The 20837-nt window shown below is 41.2% G+C and carries 17 protein-coding genes, 1 other RNA gene and 3 pseudogenes; 6 read left to right on the plus strand and 15 right to left on the minus strand.

From position 1 onward, the window contains the following. Position 1 precedes the first annotated feature (1 nt). Complete coding sequence (locus tag FCR06_RS19740; RefSeq protein WP_138502702.1) at positions 2-706, plus strand: cadmium resistance transporter; 705 nt, start codon at positions 2-4, stop codon at positions 704-706. 320 nt (positions 707-1026) lie between these two features. Here the strand turns inward: FCR06_RS19740 and cysK are convergent, their stop codons facing one another. Then, positions 1027-1989, minus strand: coding sequence for a cysteine synthase A (gene cysK, locus FCR06_RS19745; RefSeq protein ID WP_138502704.1), 963 nt, complete (start codon positions 1987-1989; stop codon positions 1027-1029). An 18-nt stretch (positions 1990-2007) separates the two neighbouring features. Continuing rightward, the gene (locus FCR06_RS19750) at positions 2008-2490 is read right to left on the minus strand and encodes an RrF2 family transcriptional regulator (RefSeq protein ID WP_138502772.1); all 483 of its coding nucleotides are present in this window, start codon (positions 2488-2490) and stop codon (positions 2008-2010) included. 205 nt (positions 2491-2695) lie between these two features. Between FCR06_RS19750 and cysE the strand changes: the two genes are divergently transcribed. Together cysE and FCR06_RS19760 are read left to right on the plus strand one after the other, a co-directional pair. Then, entirely contained in the window at positions 2696-3424 is a 729-nt protein-coding gene (gene cysE / locus FCR06_RS19755; protein WP_138502706.1) for a serine O-acetyltransferase, read from the plus strand. A 178-nt stretch (positions 3425-3602) separates the two neighbouring features. Further along, complete coding sequence (locus tag FCR06_RS19760; protein WP_138502708.1) at positions 3603-4193, plus strand: Crp/Fnr family transcriptional regulator; 591 nt, start codon at positions 3603-3605, stop codon at positions 4191-4193. 131 nt (positions 4194-4324) lie between these two features. Here the strand turns inward: FCR06_RS19760 and FCR06_RS19765 are convergent, their stop codons facing one another. Together FCR06_RS19765 and FCR06_RS19770 are read right to left on the minus strand one after the other, a co-directional pair. Continuing rightward, entirely contained in the window at positions 4325-4969 is a 645-nt protein-coding gene (locus FCR06_RS19765) for an NIL domain-containing protein (protein WP_138502710.1), read from the minus strand. Between the two features lie 517 nt (positions 4970-5486). After that, positions 5487-5669 carry a hypothetical protein gene (locus FCR06_RS19770; protein WP_138502712.1) on the minus strand — a complete coding sequence of 61 codons (183 nt, stop codon included), beginning with the start codon at positions 5667-5669 and terminating at the stop codon, positions 5487-5489. An 11-nt stretch (positions 5670-5680) separates the two neighbouring features. On the opposite strand from FCR06_RS19770, the gene FCR06_RS19775 reads away from it, so the two are divergent. Next, positions 5681-8269, plus strand: coding sequence for a beta strand repeat-containing protein (locus FCR06_RS19775; protein WP_138502714.1), 2589 nt, complete (start codon positions 5681-5683; stop codon positions 8267-8269). A 25-nt stretch (positions 8270-8294) separates the two neighbouring features. Here FCR06_RS19775 and FCR06_RS34825 read toward each other — a convergent pair. The 10 genes and pseudogenes from FCR06_RS34825 to groL all read right to left on the minus strand — a co-directional run. Beyond that, positions 8295-8687 (minus strand): annotated as a pseudogene (locus FCR06_RS34825) (transposase family protein); the annotation flags it as partial. Positions 8688-8689: 2 nt separating this feature from the next. Then, positions 8690-8785: pseudogene (locus FCR06_RS34830) on the minus strand (IS5/IS1182 family transposase); the annotation flags it as partial. 222 nt (positions 8786-9007) lie between these two features. Next, a pseudogene (locus FCR06_RS34835) lies at positions 9008-9085 on the minus strand (transposase family protein); the annotation flags it as partial. A gap of 12 nt (positions 9086-9097) precedes the next feature. Beyond that, positions 9098-9280 (minus strand): hypothetical protein, encoded by a 183-nt coding sequence (locus tag FCR06_RS19790; RefSeq protein ID WP_138502716.1) that lies wholly within the window; start codon positions 9278-9280, stop codon positions 9098-9100. A gap of 103 nt (positions 9281-9383) precedes the next feature. Next, positions 9384-10751 (minus strand): Gfo/Idh/MocA family protein, encoded by a 1368-nt coding sequence (locus tag FCR06_RS33645; protein ID WP_223280204.1) that lies wholly within the window; start codon positions 10749-10751, stop codon positions 9384-9386. A gap of 91 nt (positions 10752-10842) precedes the next feature. After that, positions 10843-11562 carry a ribonuclease III gene (gene rnc, locus FCR06_RS19805; RefSeq protein WP_138502717.1) on the minus strand — a complete coding sequence of 240 codons (720 nt, stop codon included), beginning with the start codon at positions 11560-11562 and terminating at the stop codon, positions 10843-10845. A 928-nt stretch (positions 11563-12490) separates the two neighbouring features. After that, positions 12491-12937: RNase P RNA component class A (gene rnpB / locus FCR06_RS19810), an RNA gene on the minus strand. Between the two features lie 134 nt (positions 12938-13071). Further along, positions 13072-13767, minus strand: coding sequence for a hypothetical protein (locus FCR06_RS19815; protein WP_138502719.1), 696 nt, complete (start codon positions 13765-13767; stop codon positions 13072-13074). Between the two features lie 66 nt (positions 13768-13833). Then, positions 13834-14976, minus strand: a complete 1143-nt coding sequence (corA, locus tag FCR06_RS19820) for a magnesium/cobalt transporter CorA (protein WP_138502721.1) — start codon at positions 14974-14976, stop codon at positions 13834-13836. A 499-nt stretch (positions 14977-15475) separates the two neighbouring features. Then, positions 15476-17146 carry a chaperonin GroEL gene (gene groL, locus FCR06_RS19825; RefSeq protein ID WP_138502723.1) on the minus strand — a complete coding sequence of 557 codons (1671 nt, stop codon included), beginning with the start codon at positions 17144-17146 and terminating at the stop codon, positions 15476-15478. Between the two features lie 156 nt (positions 17147-17302). Between groL and FCR06_RS19830 the strand changes: the two genes are divergently transcribed. Together FCR06_RS19830 and FCR06_RS19835 are read left to right on the plus strand one after the other, a co-directional pair. Beyond that, positions 17303-18385, plus strand: a complete 1083-nt coding sequence (locus tag FCR06_RS19830; RefSeq protein WP_138502725.1) for an MraY family glycosyltransferase — start codon at positions 17303-17305, stop codon at positions 18383-18385. A gap of 135 nt (positions 18386-18520) precedes the next feature. Beyond that, complete coding sequence (locus FCR06_RS19835; RefSeq protein WP_138502727.1) at positions 18521-19486, plus strand: acetamidase/formamidase family protein; 966 nt, start codon at positions 18521-18523, stop codon at positions 19484-19486. An 83-nt stretch (positions 19487-19569) separates the two neighbouring features. Here FCR06_RS19835 and FCR06_RS19840 read toward each other — a convergent pair whose 3' ends face one another. Further along, positions 19570-20646 carry an AI-2E family transporter gene (locus FCR06_RS19840; protein WP_138502728.1) on the minus strand — a complete coding sequence of 359 codons (1077 nt, stop codon included), beginning with the start codon at positions 20644-20646 and terminating at the stop codon, positions 19570-19572. Positions 20647-20837: the final 191 nt, after the last annotated feature.

Raw genomic sequence — 20837 nt, forward strand, 5'->3', positions numbered from 1 at the left:
AATGTCCTGGCACAACTATGTTACTGCAATTAGTACAGGGGCAATTACGTTTATTGCCACTAACATTGACGATATTGTTATTCTATTGTTGTTTTTTTCTCAAATAAATTCTACTTTTCGCCCGCGACATATAGTTACTGGTCAGTTTTTAGGTTTTACAGTTTTGTTAATCCTGAGTCTTTCTGGTTTATTTAGTGGGTTAGTTTTATCAAAAAGCTGGATTGGATTACTTGGATTGCTGCCAATTGCTATTGGTATCAGCAGTTTAATCAATCAGGAAGAAGATTCATTAGAGGAAGTTTTACCAGAAACAGAACATCAAGAAACAACAATTGCTAATTTACTATCTCCTCAAACTTACAGTGTGGCAGCCGTTACAGTTGCTAATGGTAGCGATAATATTAGTGTTTATGTACCATTATTTGCTAGCAGTAACTTAGAGAGTTTTCTAATAACTATAGGATTATTTTTTCTATTATTAGGAATTTGGTGTTATGCAGCATATAGATTAACTAACTTTCAAATAATAGCCAGCGTCTTAACTCGCTATGGCAGTAATCTTGTACCTTTTATTCTCATAGGTTTAGGTACTTTTATTGTATTAAAAAGTGGAGCTTTGAGCTTAATCAAGCTAGCTGCTAGTTGTTTTTGTTTGATGATTTTGGTAAAAAATAACAAAAGTCAGGATGAAATCGAAGAAAATTAAAGTAGGCAACAAAGCTAATTTTAAGTAATAACTCAGGAGTCAGAATTCAGAATGATATCATGTCCGGTTGAATAGTTATGATATCTGTTAGGATCGGTAATGGATAAGAAAAACACAATTGTTCACCTATCAACCATTACCTTTTTCCCAATTACCAAAAAGACCAATCATATTATAAGTAATTAACTGGACTTGATATGATTTGTCAATCAAGTGTGATATAACTTCTTGATTATTTTAAAGTTGTTAAGTTGAAGTATTAAATATTCTGACTTCTGAATTATTGCCTAAAATCCAAAACCTAAAATTGCTTTACTGAATTAAACTTTGCTCAACCATTCATTTTCGTCTGGGTCTTTAAACAGTGAGGTACTAAGGTAGCGTTCGCCGAAGCTAGGCTGCACCATGACGATGAGCCGACCTGCGTTTTCTGGTCGTTGTGCGACTTTAATAGCAGCATACAAAGCAGCACCAGTAGAAATACCAGATAGTAATCCTTCTTCTTTTGCTAGGCGACGACCATAGGCGATCGCTTGCTCATCTGCTACCTGAATCACTTCATCTATCAGTTCTGAACGGTAAATTGCTGGGATAAATCCCGCACCGATACCTTGGATTTTGTGAGGCCCTGATTTACCACCTGCTAATACCGGACTGTTGCTTGGTTCAACTGCGATCGCTTGAAAACTCGGCTTGCGTCCCTTTATAACTTCTGCAACTCCCGTAATCGTCCCACCAGTACCAACTCCCGCCACAAGAATATCCACTTGTCCATCGGTATCATCCCAAATTTCTTCTGCGGTGGTTTGGGCGTGAATTTGCGGGTTAGCAGGGTTACGAAACTGCTGCAACATATAAGCATTAGGGGTTTTAGCTACAATATCCTCTGCATGAGCGATCGCCCCTCGCATCCCTTCTACCCCTGGGGTTAACTCTAGTTGAGCGCCATAAGCTTTGAGCATGGATCGTCTTTCTTGGCTCATTGTGTCGGGCATCGTTAGAATAAGATGGTAACCCTTAGCGGCTGCCACCATCGCTAACGCAATTCCTGTATTCCCAGACGTTGGCTCTACTAAAACGGTTTTTTGGGGGTGAATCAAGCCTGCTTCTTCTGCCGCTTCCACCATACTTGCGCCAATCCGGTCTTTGACAGAAGATGCTGGATTCATGCTTTCTAGTTTCACCACAATTCGAGCAACCGCTCCCGAAGCTTGGGGAATCTTGTTTAATTGAACTAAAGGAGTCCGTCCAATTAATTCTGTGATATCTTTAGCGATTCGCATATAAGTACTCCTTTGGGACTAAATGTAATACATCGGACTCTGTTGGGCGCGACTTTCCCTTTCCTGACACAAATCTTGGAGCGTATAACGAGCCAAAACTTCAATTGAAGCAGTATTAGCTTGCTCCCAGACTTCATAAACCAGAGTCCTTTCCAGAGTTGCAGATTCAGAGGGATCTTTCTCTTTTCGCTCGCCTTCAACCAAAGTCACAATTTCCAGCAGGGTGATCTGCCAAGGTTCACGAACTAAAACGAAACCTCCTTTAGAGCCACGTTGACTCTGCACCACACCAGCACGCCGGAGGTTAGTCAAAATTTGTTCCAGATAGCGCTCAGGTATGGGTTGCTTAGCGGCGATTTCACTCATGGTTAAAGGAACTTTTTTCCCGTGGTGGCTTGCTAGTTCTAAAAGTGCTAGCAGCGCGTATTCCACTTTGGAAGACAAATCAAGGAGAGAGTAGTTTTGGCTATTCAAGACTGTACTCAATATACTACGGTGAATTGAGGGATTTATCGCAGTTTGTGCGAAATTTATTTTTCCAAGTGTCGGATGTGATAGCATCCCACTTATGGCCCACAAAAACACTATAATCTATCGATTTACCGTAGATTATTATTTGAGAAAATTCCCATAAATACTTGATTTTTGAGTGGGAATTATCTGAGTTTGGGAACTCCAAAAAATCAAACTAAAATCTCAAAAGAGTATGCTACTAACAGATTTGCGGACCATTTTTGAGCGTGACCCAGCAGCGCGTAACTGGCTAGAAGTATTGTTCTGTTACCCTGGATTTCAGGCGTTACTGTTCCATCGAGTGGCACACTGGCTGTTTAAACTTGGAATTCCCTTTGTACCTCGGTTTATCTCTCATCTTAGTCGGTTTTTTACTGGAATTGAAATCCATCCTGGGGCATTAATTGGCAAAGGAGTGTTTATTGACCACGGTATGGGAGTAGTGATTGGCGAGACAGCGATCGTCGGTGACTATGCTTTGATTTATCAAGGTGTAACCCTTGGTGGTACCGGTAAAGAAAGTGGCAAGCGCCATCCAACTATAGGTTCTCATGTAGTTGTAGGAGCAGGTGCCAAGGTATTAGGAAATATTCAAATTGGCGATCGCGTCCGCATTGGAGCAGGTTCAGTAGTGCTGCGAGATGTGCCCAGCAACACTACCGTTGTCGGGATTCCAGGCCGCGTGACTCGTCAGAACAATTTACCCGGCGAAGTTCTAGATCATGATAAAGTTCGGGACGTGGAAGCTGAGGTTATCCGCGCTTTATTTGAACGAGTCAAAGCTCTAGAGAAACACTTACAGGAGTTAGAAGACCAATCAAGCTTAGTTGAAAACGAGCTTGGCTGCGAACAAACAAACAAACCTAAGAGCAATAATTCTGATGGAATGATTGAAGATTTTCTAGATGGTGCCGGAATTTAGGGAATGGGGCATTGGGGAGTGGAAAAGATAAAGGAGATAAGGAGATGGGGAGAATTCCTAACTCAACACCCCCATACCCACTCCCTGTGTAAAAACATTATTAATTTCAATATACATGAGCTTTTATAACCTGATATATATATACTACGGTTAGTTTATCCAATAACAGTATTATAAAATGGTTTCTCTATACACAAATTTTACTAATCTACCAAGTAATAATACTAGGCAAATTTTTGCACGTCGCTCATTCCTGCCAGAATATCCAAACGGTCTGTGGAAGATTGAAACGGGTTTTGTCAGGACTTATACTTATTTGGAAGATGGTACAACCGTGGCTTTGGGATTGTGGGGACCTGGAGATGTGGTTGGAAAAACTTTGTCAAAATTAGAACCTTATCAAATGGAATGCTTAACTAAAGTAGGGGCAACAGTCTTAGCTTTAGAGGAGTGGACTCAACTAACGGAAACTTTACTTAGCCATATCCAACAGGCTCAAGAATTGATGGTGATTCGTAGCTATAAAAAAGTAGATACTATGCTCATCAAGTTATTGGTATGGTTATCTAAAAAGTTTGGTTCGGAAGTTGAGAAGGGACGTTTAATAGATATGCGCCTAACTCATGAAGACTTGGCAGAAATGCTGGGTTCAACTCGTGTAACCATCACTCGTGTTCTTGGCCAGTTTGAGCAAGAGGGCTTAATCGATCGCCTTTCGTTGCATCGAATTGTGCTACGAGAAGAAGATATTTGGTACTACGAAATTTAAATTTGCGGGAGATGGGGAGATGTGGTTCGACTTCTCTACGAGACGCTACATGTAGCTTGCTTAAGAGCAGGGGTACGCTCACCAACCGGGAGATGGGGAGATGGGGGAGTTCTGAATTCTAAATTCTTTAGTTAGCGATCGCCATAAACGCTAGATAAATCCAACCAAATCGGTAGTCCGAGTTTTTCTAAATAACTCAGACTAGAGTAGAGTTGCTTTGTTCTACCCCATAAATCCAAGTCAAACCAGCCGTCATCTTGGCTATCGGGTCTAAGTATAGCACTGGTAATATTGACTGTTAATCCATAACAAGAAACTAACTTAGAAATCACGGGTTSTTCGTAGTAGGTTTTCAAGACACACAGTTGCAAGCGCAATCGATTGGTCTGACCTAAAGAAATCCATTGCTGAAATTGTTCTTGCCATTGATTTGTCAGCGATGTGGAGTCTCTAGGGCTGAGTTTGTCAGCGGAATCTGGGAAGGGTAAGGAGTGTTGGGTGGGTTGAATTTGAGTCGCGATCGCTAGTTGTACTAAATTTACTCCTAATCCTTGCAAGTAAGATAGGCTATTTGTCAGCTTTTGGGGATTTCCCGAAAGTTCTAAATCAAACCAGCCATCGTTGTCAGTATCTAATGTCAAGGATGCAGCTTTGATATTGACGGTTAAATCATAACGAGACACCAGTCGGGAAATTACAGGTTGCCTGTAATATCGCCCAGGCACGAGAATTCGACTGTAGACTGAAGCAGGTTTTACGGATTTAGTGGCAGACATAACTTCATTCCCAATAGCGATGCCTATGGCGGGCTGCGCCTACGCAATTTTTGGTCAATAGACAATCTTGCTAATGCTGTACATCTGCAACTCAACTGTGCCGACTTGGATGCCAGCCTTACAGAGATTTTCATTTTTTTGACTTTAATCAAACTACTGTAAATCTATCGAATTAATGTATTTAATTATTATGTAAAGGAGGGTCTCATAAAGCCCAGAAAAAAACAATAAGTAAATTTACGTAAAATATACTCAATTTATGTAAATTACTTGTACATCAAATTGATAAATTATTTTAAATTTGATAAAGGTGTCATATAAGAATTAAGTGTTTCCAAAGATTGAAACGCAATTTTAAGGTTTTTTAATCGAAATTAATTGACTGGCTAATGGGCGATCGCATTAATTCTGATAGGTAATTAAATTGCCAAATTCGCAACCCATCAGAATTAATGATGAGTGAAAAACTAGGGAGACTCATATCAAAACCTAGTGGCGGAATTTGGATGTCTGATTTTTATTGACTTGATGTATCCCAGGAATCAGCGTCACCCTCAAGTGTGGTTACTTTACAGGAACCAACAGCAATTTTGCCTGGTTTTGAAACTTTGGTGTTGCAGGTAAAGTCTTGTGCAGTGCGATCGAGTTTCAGAGTTGCCTGATGCCAGATATAAGCCACTCCCGCAATTACAAAAAACACAGGAGAAAATCATGGCTAATTCAATATTTAATCTTTCAGATCTCAATGGCAGCAATGGCTTCGTTATTAACGGCATTGCTGCGGGCGATAATTCAGGCAATTCAGTCAGCAATGCAGGAGACATAAACAACGATGGCATTGACGACCTGATTATTGGTGCATATACTGCCTCCCCTAACGGCATCGGTGGTCTCTATCAGGCTGGGCAAAGCTACGTGGTATTTGGAAGAAAAAATGTAGGCAGTGGCAGTATCTTAAACCTCTCGTCCCTGGATGGTACTAATGGCTTTTTAATTAACGGCATTGCTGTTGGCGATCAATCAGGCATTCGGGTCAGCAATGCAGGAGACATAAACAACGATGGCATTGACGACCTGATTATTGGTGCATATACTGCCTCCCCTAACGGTAACTCTCTTGCTGGGCAAAGCTACGTAGTATTTGGGGGAAAAAATGTAGGCAGTGGCGGCATCTTTAATCTCTCCTCCCTGAATGGTACTAATGGCTTTTTAATTAACGGCATTGCTGAAGATGACCGCTCAGGCAACTCTGTTAGCGATGCAGGGGACGTTAACGGTGATGGCATTGACGATCTGATTATTGGGGCATTTTTTGCCTCCTCCAACGGCAAGAGTTATACGGGGCAAAGCTATGTGGTGTTTGGAAGAAAAAATGTGGGTAGTGGCGGCCTCCTCAATCTTTCCTCCTTAAATGGCATCAATGGTTTTGCCATTAACGGTATTGCTGAAAATAACTTCTCAGGTAACTCTGTCAGTAATGCAGGGGACGTTAACGGTGATGGCATTGACGACCTGATTATTGGAGCAATTGGTGACTTTGGCAACGGCAATCAGTCTGCTGGACAAAGCTATGTGGTGTTCGGGGGAAAAAATGTGGGCAATGGCGGCATCTTTAATCTCTCGTCCCTAGATGGTACTAATGGCTTTTTAATTAACGGCATTGATAAAGATGACCTCTTAAATGTCTCAGTCAGCAATGCAGGGGACATTAACGATGATGGCATTGACGACCTGATTATTGGGGCATCTGGTGCCTCTGGCAACGGCAATCAGTCTGCTGGACAAAGCTATGTGGTGTTCGGGGGAAAAAATGTGGGCAATGGCGGCATCCTCAATCTTTCCTCCTTAAATGGCATCAATGGCTTTGTCATTAACGGCATTAGTCAGTTCGCTCAATCAGGTATCTCAGTCAGCAATGCAGGAGATATTAACAACGATGGTGTTGACGACTTGATTATTGGAGCAATTGGTGCCTCCCCCAACGGCAATAGTTTTGCGGGGCAAAGCTATGTGGTGTTTGGGAGGAAAAATTTGGGCAGTGGTGGCATTCTCAATCTCTCCTCTTTAGATGGCACTAATGGCCTTGCCATTGATGGGATTGCTGAAGATGACCAATCAGGCACTTCAGTCAGCAATGCGGGGGATATCAACAACGATGGTGTTGACGACCTAGTTATTGGGGCATTTTTCGCCTCCCCCAACGGCAACTTTCGTGCTGGGCAAAGCTATGTGGTGTTTGGTGGAAGTAATATCGGCCGCAGCCCTAACTTCACGGGAACTTCTGGTTCAGACACTCTTATCGGCACAATTGGCAACAACATCATTGATGGCAAAGGTGGTAACGATATCCTCACAGGTAATGGAGGTCAAGATAAGTTTATTATTCGCCGGGGCGATGGTAGTGACACTATTACCGATTTTGGTGGCGTTGGTAAAGGCACAAATCCATCAGCGACGGTAATTGCCAATGTTGACACACTGCAATTTATTGGGGCTGGCTTGACTGCTCAAAATCTGCTGTTGACTCAAAATGGGAGCAACTTAGAAGTCACGTTTGACAATGTTTCCAATACCAAAGTCACTCTAAAAAACTTTCAGTTAGAAAACCTGGATAACTTGAAAGCTTCTGGAGGCATACCAGCCATTGGTAATATCCTGTTTGATGGGCAAACTATCATTACCGACAACTTTAATGTCCTCGATGCCAACTCTACTGATACGAGTATCGGCATCAAGAACACAGTTACTTTCCTCAATGACCTCAATAACAAGATTACGGGTTTAGATAACTCCAATGATGCGATCAATGGTCAAGGAGGTAATGACAAAATCGACGGCAAGAGTGGTAACGACCTTTTGAGGGGTGGAACTGGTAATGATAGTATTGTTGGCGGTGCTGGCAATGATACTCTTGTCGGCGGTGCTGGCAACGATCGCCTCACAGGTGATGTGGGTACTGACTATTTCCTTTACAATACCAATGCTGCTTTTGTTAGTTCTGTTATTGGTCAAGATACCATTACTGACTTCAAACACTCCCAAGGTGACAAGATTATCCTGGATAAAACTACCTTCAGTGCTATCAATTCTCCTGCGGGAAAAGGTTTCAGTAATGCTAGTGATTTTAAAATCATTTCTAATGGGGCATCCAGCACGGCGAAAATTGTCTATGACCCTGTGAGTGGTAATTTGTTCTACAACCAAAATGGCAGTGCGGCTGGTTTCGGTAGCGGTGGTCTATTTGCTACCCTTGCTGGTGCGCCCACTATCACAGCTACAGACTTCATCATTCAAGCGTAGTTAATAGACCTCTTGCAAAAGTCGCTCAGGAAGATTTGATTTTGGGGAGACAAAGCTCATAATTGTAGAGAGCAGCAATCAAATAAAACCTTAAACTAAATCGTTTTCGGCGATTTCTATAAGTAAGGGACAAAATTTTAAATACCTTTAACTTCCGATTTACATGCTCACCTAGAACTCTAATTCTGGCTAATTCTTGATTACTATTTTTATCCTCACAACTTAATTTATCCCCTCTAGGTTTTTTCTTGGGAATCCGACTATTGTTATGCAGTTTTTGAATACCTTGATAACCTTTATCGCCCAAGCACTCTATATCTTCTCTCAATCTAACTCGACTATTTTTAAATATCCGAAAATCATGCTCTCTACCCTTGCCATGAGCGGTGCAGATGATTTTACCATTTGCTCGGTCTACTACTACTTGTGACTTAAGTGTATGCTGTTTGTTTTTTCCACTGTAAAACTTTTTTTGTTTTTTTTAGGACGTTCAATGGGACTTTCTGTAACATCAACCACTACTACTTCTAACTGATAATTAGAACTAGCCAATTTTTTCTTCCCTGGNTTGTGACTTAAGTGTATGCTGTTTGTTTTTTCCACTGTAAAACTTTTTTTGTTTTTTTTAGGACGTTCAATGGGACTTTCTGTAACATCAACCACTACTACTTCTAACTGATAATTAGAACTAGCCAATTTTTTCTTCCCTGGAAGTGTAAACGCCCTAGATTTAGTCAGTGTATCTTCTATTTTTCGGATAATTCGGTAAGCTGTAGACTCGTTCACTCCCCAAGATTGACCTATATGGAAGTAGGTACGGTACTCTCTTTAGTATTCCAATGTCATCAACAATTTGTCTTCCAACGTGAGTTTACTTGGCCGTCCTGTTTTCTGTTTTGCAAGGCTTGGCGATCGCACTATCTCTAGCATCTGGTTAAAAGTCTCCGGTCGTACACCACACAAGCGTTTAAAGTCTTCTGGCTTTAAGCTTTTTACTTGTTCGTAGGTCATCAATGCTACCCAACTCTAACCTACTTGTCCCACGTATTTGGGACTTTTGCAAGAGGTCTAATGTTTGTCAGCAGGGAAACTTATTAATGTGTAAAACTCTTTTTTACTTTTTAATTGTTAATTTTGACTGTTGACCATCATTGAGAAATACAGGTTTGCCGCCTTCCTTCAGAGATAATGAAAGAGCTGCAAGAATTTCTACTAACTGTGCCCCAACCCAGCCAGACGAAACCTCTGAGGGAGTATTGTTAAGAATAGAGACAACAAAGCGATCGCAAACTCGTCCCAATGGTTCTCCTGGTTCTAATTCCAACATCACTTGGCTTTGATTTACAGGAATAAATAGATTGCCCTGCTGTTCAAACTCCCCGTGTAATAGGGTTAGAGGTGACAATCGCGACATTTCATCAAAAATCAAGCTGCCAAGGCTGCCTACAATCCCTAACCGTCGCTGCTTATCAGGGTTCAGCCAGCACAAGTGAATATAAGCTTGAAAGTTATCTGGGTATGTCAGCGTTAGCCATACTAAGTCAGCCAAGCCTTGAGATAGAGGGGCACAGGGGTATGGAGCATTGGAAGCGTCGGGAGACGGGGCGATAGGGTGGTGGGGTGAAATTTTCTCTCCATCTCCCCATCGCCCCTTATCCCCACAGGGGACCCCCACCTTTCCCATCTCCCCTAATCCCTGCTGAGCTTCGCCCCGCTTCTCTACGAGAGGCTGCGCCAACGCTAACGTGGAGTCCCCGAATTCCTCATTGCTAATCCCCACTGAGCTTCTCTGCGAGACGCTACACGAACGCCCCGCTTCTCTACGAGAGCCTGCACCAACGCTAACGTGGGGCCCCTGAGTTCCTGATCTCTCCTCCCCTTGTAGCCACACCGTACTTGTTGCCTGTACTTTCACAGGTAACTGACCTAACCATGTATTAAAAATAGCAATATCATGAATCGCTAAGTCCCATAGTGCATCAACATCTTGCCGCACAGGTCCTAAATGGGTGCGGGTAGCATAGCCATAGCGGAGATCCCCTAATTTACCCGCTTGAACTACAGTTTGTCCCCGCTCGACTGCTGGGTGAAATAAATAAGTGTGGTCAACCATGAGTATTAAATGATGCTGCTCTGCTAACTGGCAAAGTTGCCAACATTCTGCCGGGTCAAGAGTTAGCGGTTTTTCTGCCAAAACATGGTATCCCTGTTGCAGAGCGTCTTGAATTAAAGCATAGTGCGTGGTAGCAGGAGTTGCGATCGCTACTGCTGTTAGTCCAGGCACTTGTTTTAAATCCTGCCACTGAGTTGTTAATATTATATTTTTATCTAAATTGAACTGCTGTTTTACTGCCACTAACCGTTCTGGATGGGGATCTACTACAGCAACAACACTTACCCGGGGATGTACTAAAAAATTTCGCAGTAAATGCACTCCCCAACGTCCAACTCCGATGACAGCGATTTTAATTTGGTTTGTCATTTGTTATTTGTTATTTGTCATTGGTAATTGGTTATAAGTTTTATACAAACGACAACCAACTGATTATCAGTTTAATCGCAGTCTTTTGAATTCAGGGTTTTTCCTGATGATTAATTGCTAAAAACGCTACTTTAGCTGCGGCTTGTTCAGCAGTTTTAATTGAGCGTCCCTTACCTTGTCCTAGCATATTTCCGTGTAGCCATACTTCAGCAACGAAACGTTCTTGATTGCGGTACGGTTGATTAACTTCCACAACTCGATACTCTGGTAAAACTTTAAATTGTGCCTGTGTCCATTCTTGGAGAGCCGCTTTGTAATTAAGTCTGGCTGGATCGAGGCGAATTTCTGTTGCTAGTTTTTGAAAGTGAGGATCTAGCCAAGAACGGATTAATTCTAAATTTTGAGTGCTTAAATAAAGCGCACCCAGAACTGCTTCAAAAGCATCTGCTAGTCGTGACTCTTGACCAACTTTATCAGCCGTAGCACTCCCAGCAACTAGTAAATATAGCTCCAAACCATATTCTCTCGCTAATTGTGCCAGAATGCGATCGCTCACTAGCACCGAACGAATTGCCGCAAAATCCCCTACTGGACAATCTGGGTAATTTTCCCACAACACAACAGCTGACACTAACCGTACCACTGCATCGCCAACAAACTCTAGCTGTTCGTAATTTGCTGACTCAGAAACCGTAGCATGAGTCAGTGCTAAGTCCAATAGTTGCCATTTAATTGGTGCTTCTAGTGGCAAACCAAATTTTTTGACTAAGCTTTCGAGTTGTCGTTGACGGCGTGGATAAACTAGGGTCATCAGTTCTTAGTCAAGAGTTATTAGTGATTAGTTATTGCTCATTCATAAATAAACAAAGAGTCCGTAGTAAGCCAGTTAGCCTACATATTAACGATATTAAACACGTTTAAGCTTACTTTTTTTCAAAACATACAAATCTTGTACAAATAAATCCTAGTCTTATGCTATCCCTTCATACTACAAGTATTACCATGTATTACATTGTGGGTGCAACTAGGCTATTAATTAGTTTACTCAAAATTACTCTAGCTATATTTGTCTGCCTTAATGTTGGCTTAAAGGGTCTGGTGACTGATACAGACCTTTGCTTCCCCGAACTCCTACTCACTGTTCACAGTCATCACTCAGCAATTTCAAATCGGATAATTTATTTGTTGGAGTTACCTTATATCATTGGCTAGCTAGCAACTGCTATATTTTGGAAACACAGCAACATAGTAAAGCTTACTGTGCTGTATCAGTTTACTAATTTTCTTAAAATAAGTTACAAAAACTGCTTCTTAGATAAGTCAATTAGAAGCTGGAGTTAATACAACTTAAGCTAAATTTATACTTAGTGATATTTATTTACAAACCTAATTTATTAATAAATAAAACTAATTTTTTAAATAAAAAAGGAAATTATTAATTATAAAAATTTATTAAATGATAATTAAACTATAATTTTTAGTTAAATATCTTATTGATAAATTATCAATTAACAAGTTTTAGTAATACCAATTTGAAAAAAGAATGCCAGAGATACATACGGACATACCTTTGTTCTGTCTGGCTTTGTGAATGCGTGAATTTTGAATTGGTATAACTCCGGTATGTCCTGGAGTTACAAACTATAACACAGTCTAAGTGTTTTCTATTAATTTCATGAGATAAGTTAGTATAAAAAATAATGGAGTACAAACCTAAAAAGTTTAATACTCCATTTTGAAGGAAAGAGCAGGACATAAGCCGGGTTCTGTTCTCTTGCGAGGGCAGTTATCTATCTGGGACGCCTGTTACCAGACGCCTCTAGCGGCTCTTATTGAGCGGAACTGGTAAAAGACCAACCGTAGTTCCTCTGGCCTTGCTCCCAACCGGGGTTTACCGAGCCAGCACCTCTCGATGCTGCTGGTGCGCTCTTACCGCACCTTTGCACCCTTACCAAAATTAATTCAAAATTCTTGGTTCAAAATCCTTAATTTTGAATTTTGAGTCGCACCTTTGGTGCGCTAGAAGCGCAACTTGAGTTTTGAATTGTTTTGGCGGTATCTTTCTGTGGCACTATCCTCACGATCGCTCGCACTGGACGTTATCCAGCAAGTTTGGTCTTTCGGGAGTCCGGACTTTCCTCAAACCAGTAACTATGACCGGTCTGCAACCGCCTGCGCCTACTCCTCCCTAGATCAAGTGTAATCTTGGATGGCATAGTGTGTTGAGATGAGGTGAGGTTCGTTGACAGATGACGGTTAACAGTTAATCATCAACAGCCAATACCAAAAGATATGCTGCATTATATACAAGGACAACTTATTATTTCTTTTTATTCCAAGGTAGGGCGTAAGTCCAAGGTAGTTTTCTGACTGTAAAAGGACAATTGATAATGCAAATGGGAGGAAAGTTGATCCCAGGAGCTAAACCTATACGTACTTCAGATATTCTTAATACTAATTGCAGTGAGAAATCTAACTCCTTTCTTCTATTTATAAAGTCGTTGTACAATTTCTTTTGTCCTTTTTGCAGCCCATTGATGTCAATTAGTGGTTTTTGAGCTGAGTAGGTTCCAGTTGTTTGGTCGCGTTGAAAAACATCTTCTGCGGTCACTGTCTCAGAAAGTGTTTTCTTGGGGACAATCAAGCTCGGACTTTGAGGTACGGCTAAGTCGCGGGTTAAGTCTGGTGATTTGCGGATTACTCGGCGCGATTGTTTGCTATGTTCAACTACCAAGGAGCTATTATCCCAGTCAACGTATACGGCAATATTCTCAGATTTATTTTCGATACTAATGGATAACTCTTTCAAATCATCAATTGAATAAGAAGATTTGAATTTGAAAGAAATTCCAACTTTGTCATCGAGATTTTGTTCTTTTAACTGCTCCTCGACAAATCCTTTTTTAAACTCGAATTTAATTTGGTCGTCAATGGATTCAATCATCCGGTTAAAAACATAGGATACGCCAATGATATAAATCGTCAAAACTACTAAATTCTGGTCGCTACTCCTCATAATTTTAAAACATCAACTCCGGGTATTAATTAATAATTATTCAACTCATTGTTTGCGTACAATTCTTTAATCACGTTTAATGGTGAAAGAATTTTGCAGCCAGCCTCGTTGCCAAAAAAACAATAGTAAACCAAGTGCGATCGCTATCATCACTGCCCAACACATTGGATAGCCCCAATACCAATTCAATTCAGGCATATTATATGGTGATTTCTCGGTATTGAAATTCATACCATATATTCCGGCAACAAAAGTCAATGGAATAAAAATTGATGAAACCACTGTTAAGACTTTCATGATTTCATTCATTTTGTTGCTCACTGCTGAAAGATAGACATCCATTAATCCAGATGCTAGTTCTCGGTAAGTTTCCACCATATCCATTACTTGCACGGTATGGTCATAACAATCTCGCAGGTAGATTCGCACGTCTTCACTAATCAAATCACTGCCATCTCGAATCAAGGAATTAATTGCGTCTCGCTGCGGCCAGACAGCTCGACGTAGTTGTAGTAATTCTCGCCTAATTTGATAAATATTTTGTAATGTTTGCGGAGTTGGTTTAACTATTACTTCCTCTTCTAATTCTTCGATTCGCTCACCATAAAGTTCCAACACTGGAAAATAGCCATCAATAATCGCATCTAATAGAGCATAAGCTAAATAATCGGCTTTTTGAGAGCGGATGATGCCTTTACCTTTTTCAATTCGCGATCGCACTGGTTCAAAGCAATCATGCTCTGGTTCTTCTTGGACTGTGAGCAAATAATTTTTACCCAATATCAAACTCACTTGTTCGCTGTAAAAGCCACATGTTTTTTCCTTTGGTACTACCATGCGAGAAATGAAGAGTAATTGGTCTTCATAATCCTCTGTTTTCGGACGCTCTGGTACATTAACCACATCTTCTAAAACCAGAGGATGCAAATCAAAAACTCGACCCAATCTTTGTAATATGTCTTGAGATCCTAAACCTTGTACGTCTACCCAAGAAACAGTTTCCATCTCTAGATATGGACTACATTCTTCTGGAGTTGCTACTTGTTCGTGGATAAAATTGGTTTGGTTATAGTCAATCAAGAAAATTATCGGTGCTGGAGCATTTGCATCAATAAAAATTGTTCCTGGCAGAGTTCCTGGGTGGTGATAGAACTCATCTTCAAATGGCTTATTTACTACTTTCGGAGCGCGGCGCAGTTTTCGTGCCATGAAATATTACCTAATAGTAATTTGTCATTTATTACAAAGTTCTGATGTCTGACGACAAGACGCCCCAAGGGCATCTATGGAAAAAAGCTTGGAACAGGCTTTGCACTTTGTCATCTATTCTTTGTCATTTGTTATTTACAAAAGACAAAAGATAAATCACATACATATGATTTTACAAAAATTAATCAAAAGACAGTAATTTCTAAATTACATAATTGATTTACATGGTTAATTTGGCGCTCAAAATTTTATTAATCATTACTTATACTTACGACTAACCACTGAAAACGTTGATAATTAAATTTATTTATGTTCGGGAAGTTACCAGCAATACAGATAACATATTGCTTCTAAATCAGCAATGGTAGGGTAGATATAAAAAACAGTTTGTCTTCTCAAGACAAACTGCTTAAAAAATATTTATCTAAAAATTCAGGAGCTAAGCCACAGACCTTTGCGGCTTTGGTTGTGAATTCTTACATCTGTGGGCGAACAGAGATTAAAACATGCCGCCCATGCCGCCCATGCCGCCCATGCCACCCATGCCACCCATGCCGCCCATACCGCCCATATCAGGAGCAGCAGCGGATTTCTTTTCAGGTTTTTCGACAACGATCGCTTCGGTAGTTAAGACTAAGCCAGCAATCGAACCAGCGTTTTGTAAAGCTGAGCGCACGACTTTGGCAGGGTCGATAATACCAGCAGCAATCAAGTCTTCAAATTCTCCGCTAGCAGCGTTGTAACCAATGTTAATTTCGGCATCCCGGACTCTAGAGACAATTACAGAACCTTCTGCACCAGCATTGTCTGCTATTTGACGCAAGGGAGCTTCTAACGCTCGCTCGACAATATTAGCCCCAATTTTTTCTTCCTCGTGGAGGCTGTTTTTGATTGCTTCTATTGCCTTGGCTAAGTGAATCAGGGTGGTTCCACCACCAGGAACAATACCTTCTTCCACAGCAGCTTTAGTGGCGTTGAGGGCGTCTTCAATCCGTAGTTTACGGTCTTTGAGTTCGGTTTCTGTAGCCGCACCTACTTTAATCACTGCCACACCGCCAGCTAGCTTAGCAATGCGTTCTTGGAGTTTTTCTTTATCGTAGTCGGAATCGCTTTCTTCCAACTGCCTGCGAATTTGACCAATTCGCTTTTGCACCTCTGGTTTGTTATCGCTACCAGCAACAATTGTGGTGTTTTCTTTATCGATAGTGATTTTGCGAGCAGTTCCTAACGCCTCTAAAGAAGCGGTGTCTAGGCTCAAGCCGATTTCTTCAGAAATCAATTGTCCATCGGTGAGAATGGCAATATCTTCTAGTAAAGCTTTGCGGCGATCGCCAAATCCAGGCGCTTTAATGGCAGCTACGGTAAGTACACCCCGCGCTTTGTTGACTACCAAAGTTGCCAAGGCATCTCCTTCAACATCTTCGGCAACAATTAGCAACGGTTGACCAGAACGGGCAACTTTTTCCAATACCGGCACTAAATCTTGAATGCTGCTAATTTTTTTATCAGTAATCAAGATGCGAGCGTTTTCAAATTCGACGATTTGCCGTTCGTTGTTGGTGACAAAGTAGGGAGAAATATAACCCCTATCGATTTGCATCCCTTCTACAACTTCTAATTCAGTTGTCAGGGATTTCGATTCTTCAACGGTAATGACACCATCTTTGGTGACTTTTTCCATTGCTTGGGCTAACATATCACCAACTTCTTCGTCGTTACCAGCAGAGACAGTGGCAACCTGAGCGATCGCACTTCCTTCTACTGGTTTAGCTATCTTGGCAATTTCTTCTACCAGCGCTTCGATAGTTTTATCGATCCCGCGCTTTAAGCTCACTGGGTTACTACCAGCCGCAACGTTCTTTAGACCTTCGCGAATCAAAGCCTGTGCCAGAACTGTAGCAGTTGTAGTACCGTCTCCAGCAACATCTTTAGTTTTCGAGGCCACTTCCTGGATGAGTCTTGCACCTGTATTTTCCAAAGGATCTTCTAATTCAATTTCCTTGGCAACAGTGATACCATCGTTGACAATTTGAGGTGCGCCAAATTTTTTCTCTAAAAGGACATTGCGACCTTTGGGCCCCAAGGTGATTTTTACGGCATCGGCAAGGGCGTTAACACCCCTTTCTAGAGCTCGCCGCGATTCCTCGTCAAATGCAATAATTTTCGCCATGTTTTATTTCTCAAGCGCTTCCATTAGACAATTTAGCACTCACAGGACAAGAGTGCTAATCTCTCCAGCAAGTCAAGTTACAAATGGAAATAAAAAATTGATTAATATACAGGTGATGCTCATACTAAATACTGGCAGTAATGCTTGAATTGGGAGATGAACTTAGACAACTCCCTTAAGTCCCTTGGTATTGCCGAACCTAGCGGCACCGGCTGGTTGGCAGTAGTATTTACCTTCCTCTTAGCTTGGCTGGTAACCTGGCGTTTAATTCCCACAGTACGTAAATTCGCCTTGCGGGTAGGTTGGGCTGACCAACCCAACGCACGGCGACTCAACCGAGAACCTTTACCCAATGCAGGGGGGCTAGCTATCTACGCGGGCGTAATTGCCGCGCTGGTATTAGCCAGTCTTTTACGACCGATCGAACTCCAAAACGTATTGGCTCAGGTGCTAACTATTCTCTTGGGGAGTTCAATATTAGTCCTTGTGGGCTTTATCGACGATCAGTTTGGCTTACCGCCCTCTGTGCGTTTGTGGGCACAAATTGTCACAGCACTATTATTGGTAGCTAACGGTATCAGTGTCAAAGTCCTGTTTGGTACTCCTATCGACTCGCTTCTGTCCATGTGCCTGACGGTGGTATGGGTAGTAGGGATTACCAATGCCATCAACTTGATGGATGGTATGGATGGTTTGGCGGGAGGAATCAGCTTTATTACCGCCATGAGTTTGTTAGGAGTTGCAGCCCAATTTAACAACCGTGCAGCAGCAATATTGGTATTAGCAGCCTTGGGAGGTGCGGCACTGGGCTTTTTGCGCCATAACTTCCATCCATCACGGATTATTATGGGCGATGCTGGAGCATACTTTTTTGGCTATGTCTTGGCAGCAACTAGTATTTTAGGCAGACTGCAACAAAACACAATTTATGCCCTCGTACCCACAGTTTTATTTCTATTGTTGCCAGTGTTAGATACTACTCAAGTATTTGTGCGACGGCTATTAGCAGGAAATAACCCTCTGAGTACTCCTGGCAAAGACCATCTTCACCATCGCTTACTGGCTTGGGGACTCTCCCAGCGCCATGCTGCCTTTACACTGTGGGGAGTTACCTTGGTTTGCAACTTGCTAGCGATGAGAATACAGGGTATGAGTTTGGCTGTAATGTTGGCTACTGCTACTAGTATTATTCTTCTTTTAGCCTTTACTGTGTGGCAAAGAATACGCCAACAGCCGTAGTAAAATTAAGGCAAAAGTAAAACCATTTGAGGAAATATCTGTTATAGATACACACGTAGGGGCGTACAGCTGTGTGCCCCTACAATCAATTCATTTGCTATAAAAATTTTGATAAATAATATTTAGAACAGAGCGATGGCTCATTTTATTTTAAAAGCTACTAAGGAAACCGTACATTTGGGTGGTTTCTCCCATTCGTTAGACCCAGCACTTATTATTGATTCTGGTGATACAGTTGACATAGAAACTTATACTGGTTACTACGTTTACGAGAAAGCACCACCAGAGTTTCTGACACCAGAATTTCTCGACATCTGTCAAAATCTTTTACCAGAACGCAAAATAGCTGGGGGACCGCATTTGCTCACAGGGCCAATTTACGTGCGGGATGCCCAACCAGGGGATGTTTTAGAAGTAAAATTAGAGGCGATCGCACCTCGTTTACCTGTAGGCTTCAATGCAATTCGTACAGGTTGGGGAGCTTTACCACATCAGTTTTCTCAACCCGCTTTAAGATTCATTCCTCTGGATTTAGCAAACAATATTGCGGAATTTCCACCGGATGCTGGGATCAAAATTCCCCTGAAACCGTTTTTCGGAATTCTTGGTGTTGCTACCCCAGAAACCTCTCGAACTTCCGTCCCACCAGGTTGTTACGGCGGTAATATCGACAACCGCGAACTCCAAGCAGGTTCTCGTTTATTTTTGCCAATTTTTGTCCCCGGTGCGTTATTTTCTATTGGTGATGGGCATTCCGCACAGGGAGATGGGGAAGTCAATGTTACCGCCATTGAAACTTCGATGAATGGTAGAATTACGCTCAAACTTCGCAAAGATTTACAACTGACGACACCAATTGCAGAAACTCCAACCGATATTATCACAATGGGTTTTGCTCAAACCTTAGATGAAGCCTTAGAAATGGCTTTAAAAAACATGATTGATTTTCTGGAACGCTTCACAAATTTGTCACCAGAAGATGCTTATGTATTGTGTAGTTTAGCTGTGAATTTTCACATTACTCAAGTTGTGAACACTCCCCAAAAAGGTGTGCATGGAATGCTACCTAAATCAATATTGTCTAATAATATTAATTTATAAATTGTAATCTTACGACGATTTTTTACAGCAGGTTTCAAGTTGTTGAGTTACAAAAAATACATAATTGTTAAAGAATTGCTTATTTAGTCGTTCGATTGGACATCTGTTTTACTTTCGATAGCTACTTTCTCTAAAGCAGGTTTTTCAAGTGTAAACTCATCAATGAGCGTAACGAATACTGCTGCTGCTGGCACTGCAAGTACTATACCAATAAATCCGAATAGCTTACCCATCACCAAAAATGCCACAATTACCATCACCGGATGAATATTAACTTGCTTACCCATCACTAAAGGCTGGACAATGTGTGCATCTATTTGATTCATTACTAAGAATAGTATCAGCACAAATAGTAGTTTGATTGGTGAAATACTTAACGCTACTAATGCTGGTAAAAAAGCTCCAATAATCGAACCAACGTAAGGAATTATTTCAAATAAACCTGCAATAATCCCAAATGGTAGAGCTGAGGGAATCCCTAAAATCAAAAGTCCAAACGTTACTCCAATACCCAGAAATATCATCGCTATCCCTGTGCCAAAAATCCAACCCTGCAATCTTGTCTTACAAGCCTTAAGGATTCGTTGAAACCGTTTGTGATGTTGCCTTGGTACTAATCTTAAGATTCCATTCACTAATGAATTCGGATCGTAAGCCATATAAAGCGCTAAAATCAACGTCGCGGCAAATTCCAAGGTGAAGCCGAAAGCTTGACTCAAGAAAACTGGTACTCCCCTTAATAACTGATTAGTCAAGTTTCGTAATTGTATTAGAGCTTGAGAGATATCAGGAATAAAAGTAAATCTCGTCCGTAACTGTTCAACATCTGTTGTCAATCTATTCAGGTAAGTTGGTAATGTGGTTAGTAATTTCTGTGACTCAGATGTTACACTCGGAACTACTACTGTAATTAGTATTATAAAAAATCCGATAATTAATCCAACTAAGAGTAAAACAGCTATCTTCTGCGATTTCACAAACTTTTGCAACAATCGTAACAGCGTGCGTAAAATCAAAGCAATCAATGCTGCAATCACTAAAAGTTCTAATACCGATAATAGTCGGTAAAGAATATATAGCGCGACTGCTAGTATGACTGCTAACGGTGCGCCATGAGTTAACTGCGACCATCCATTGTCTTTATCTGTAAGATTTGTCATTAATCGTTATATTTAGTAAGCTTCGACACGTCTACTTTAAATTTTATTTATAAATTTTCTCTTAGATTATTGTGAATTGGTCAGACCATTAGGCATCTTATCTCTAAATAGAAAATCTAGAACACGGCGAACATAAGTACCCCATGATTCGGCATTAGGTGGAAAGACTGATGCATAAAGCATGATACTGC

This window comes from Nostoc sp. PA-18-2419, assembly GCF_005869855.1.
Lineage (GTDB): Bacteria > Cyanobacteriota > Cyanobacteriia > Cyanobacteriales > Nostocaceae > Nostoc.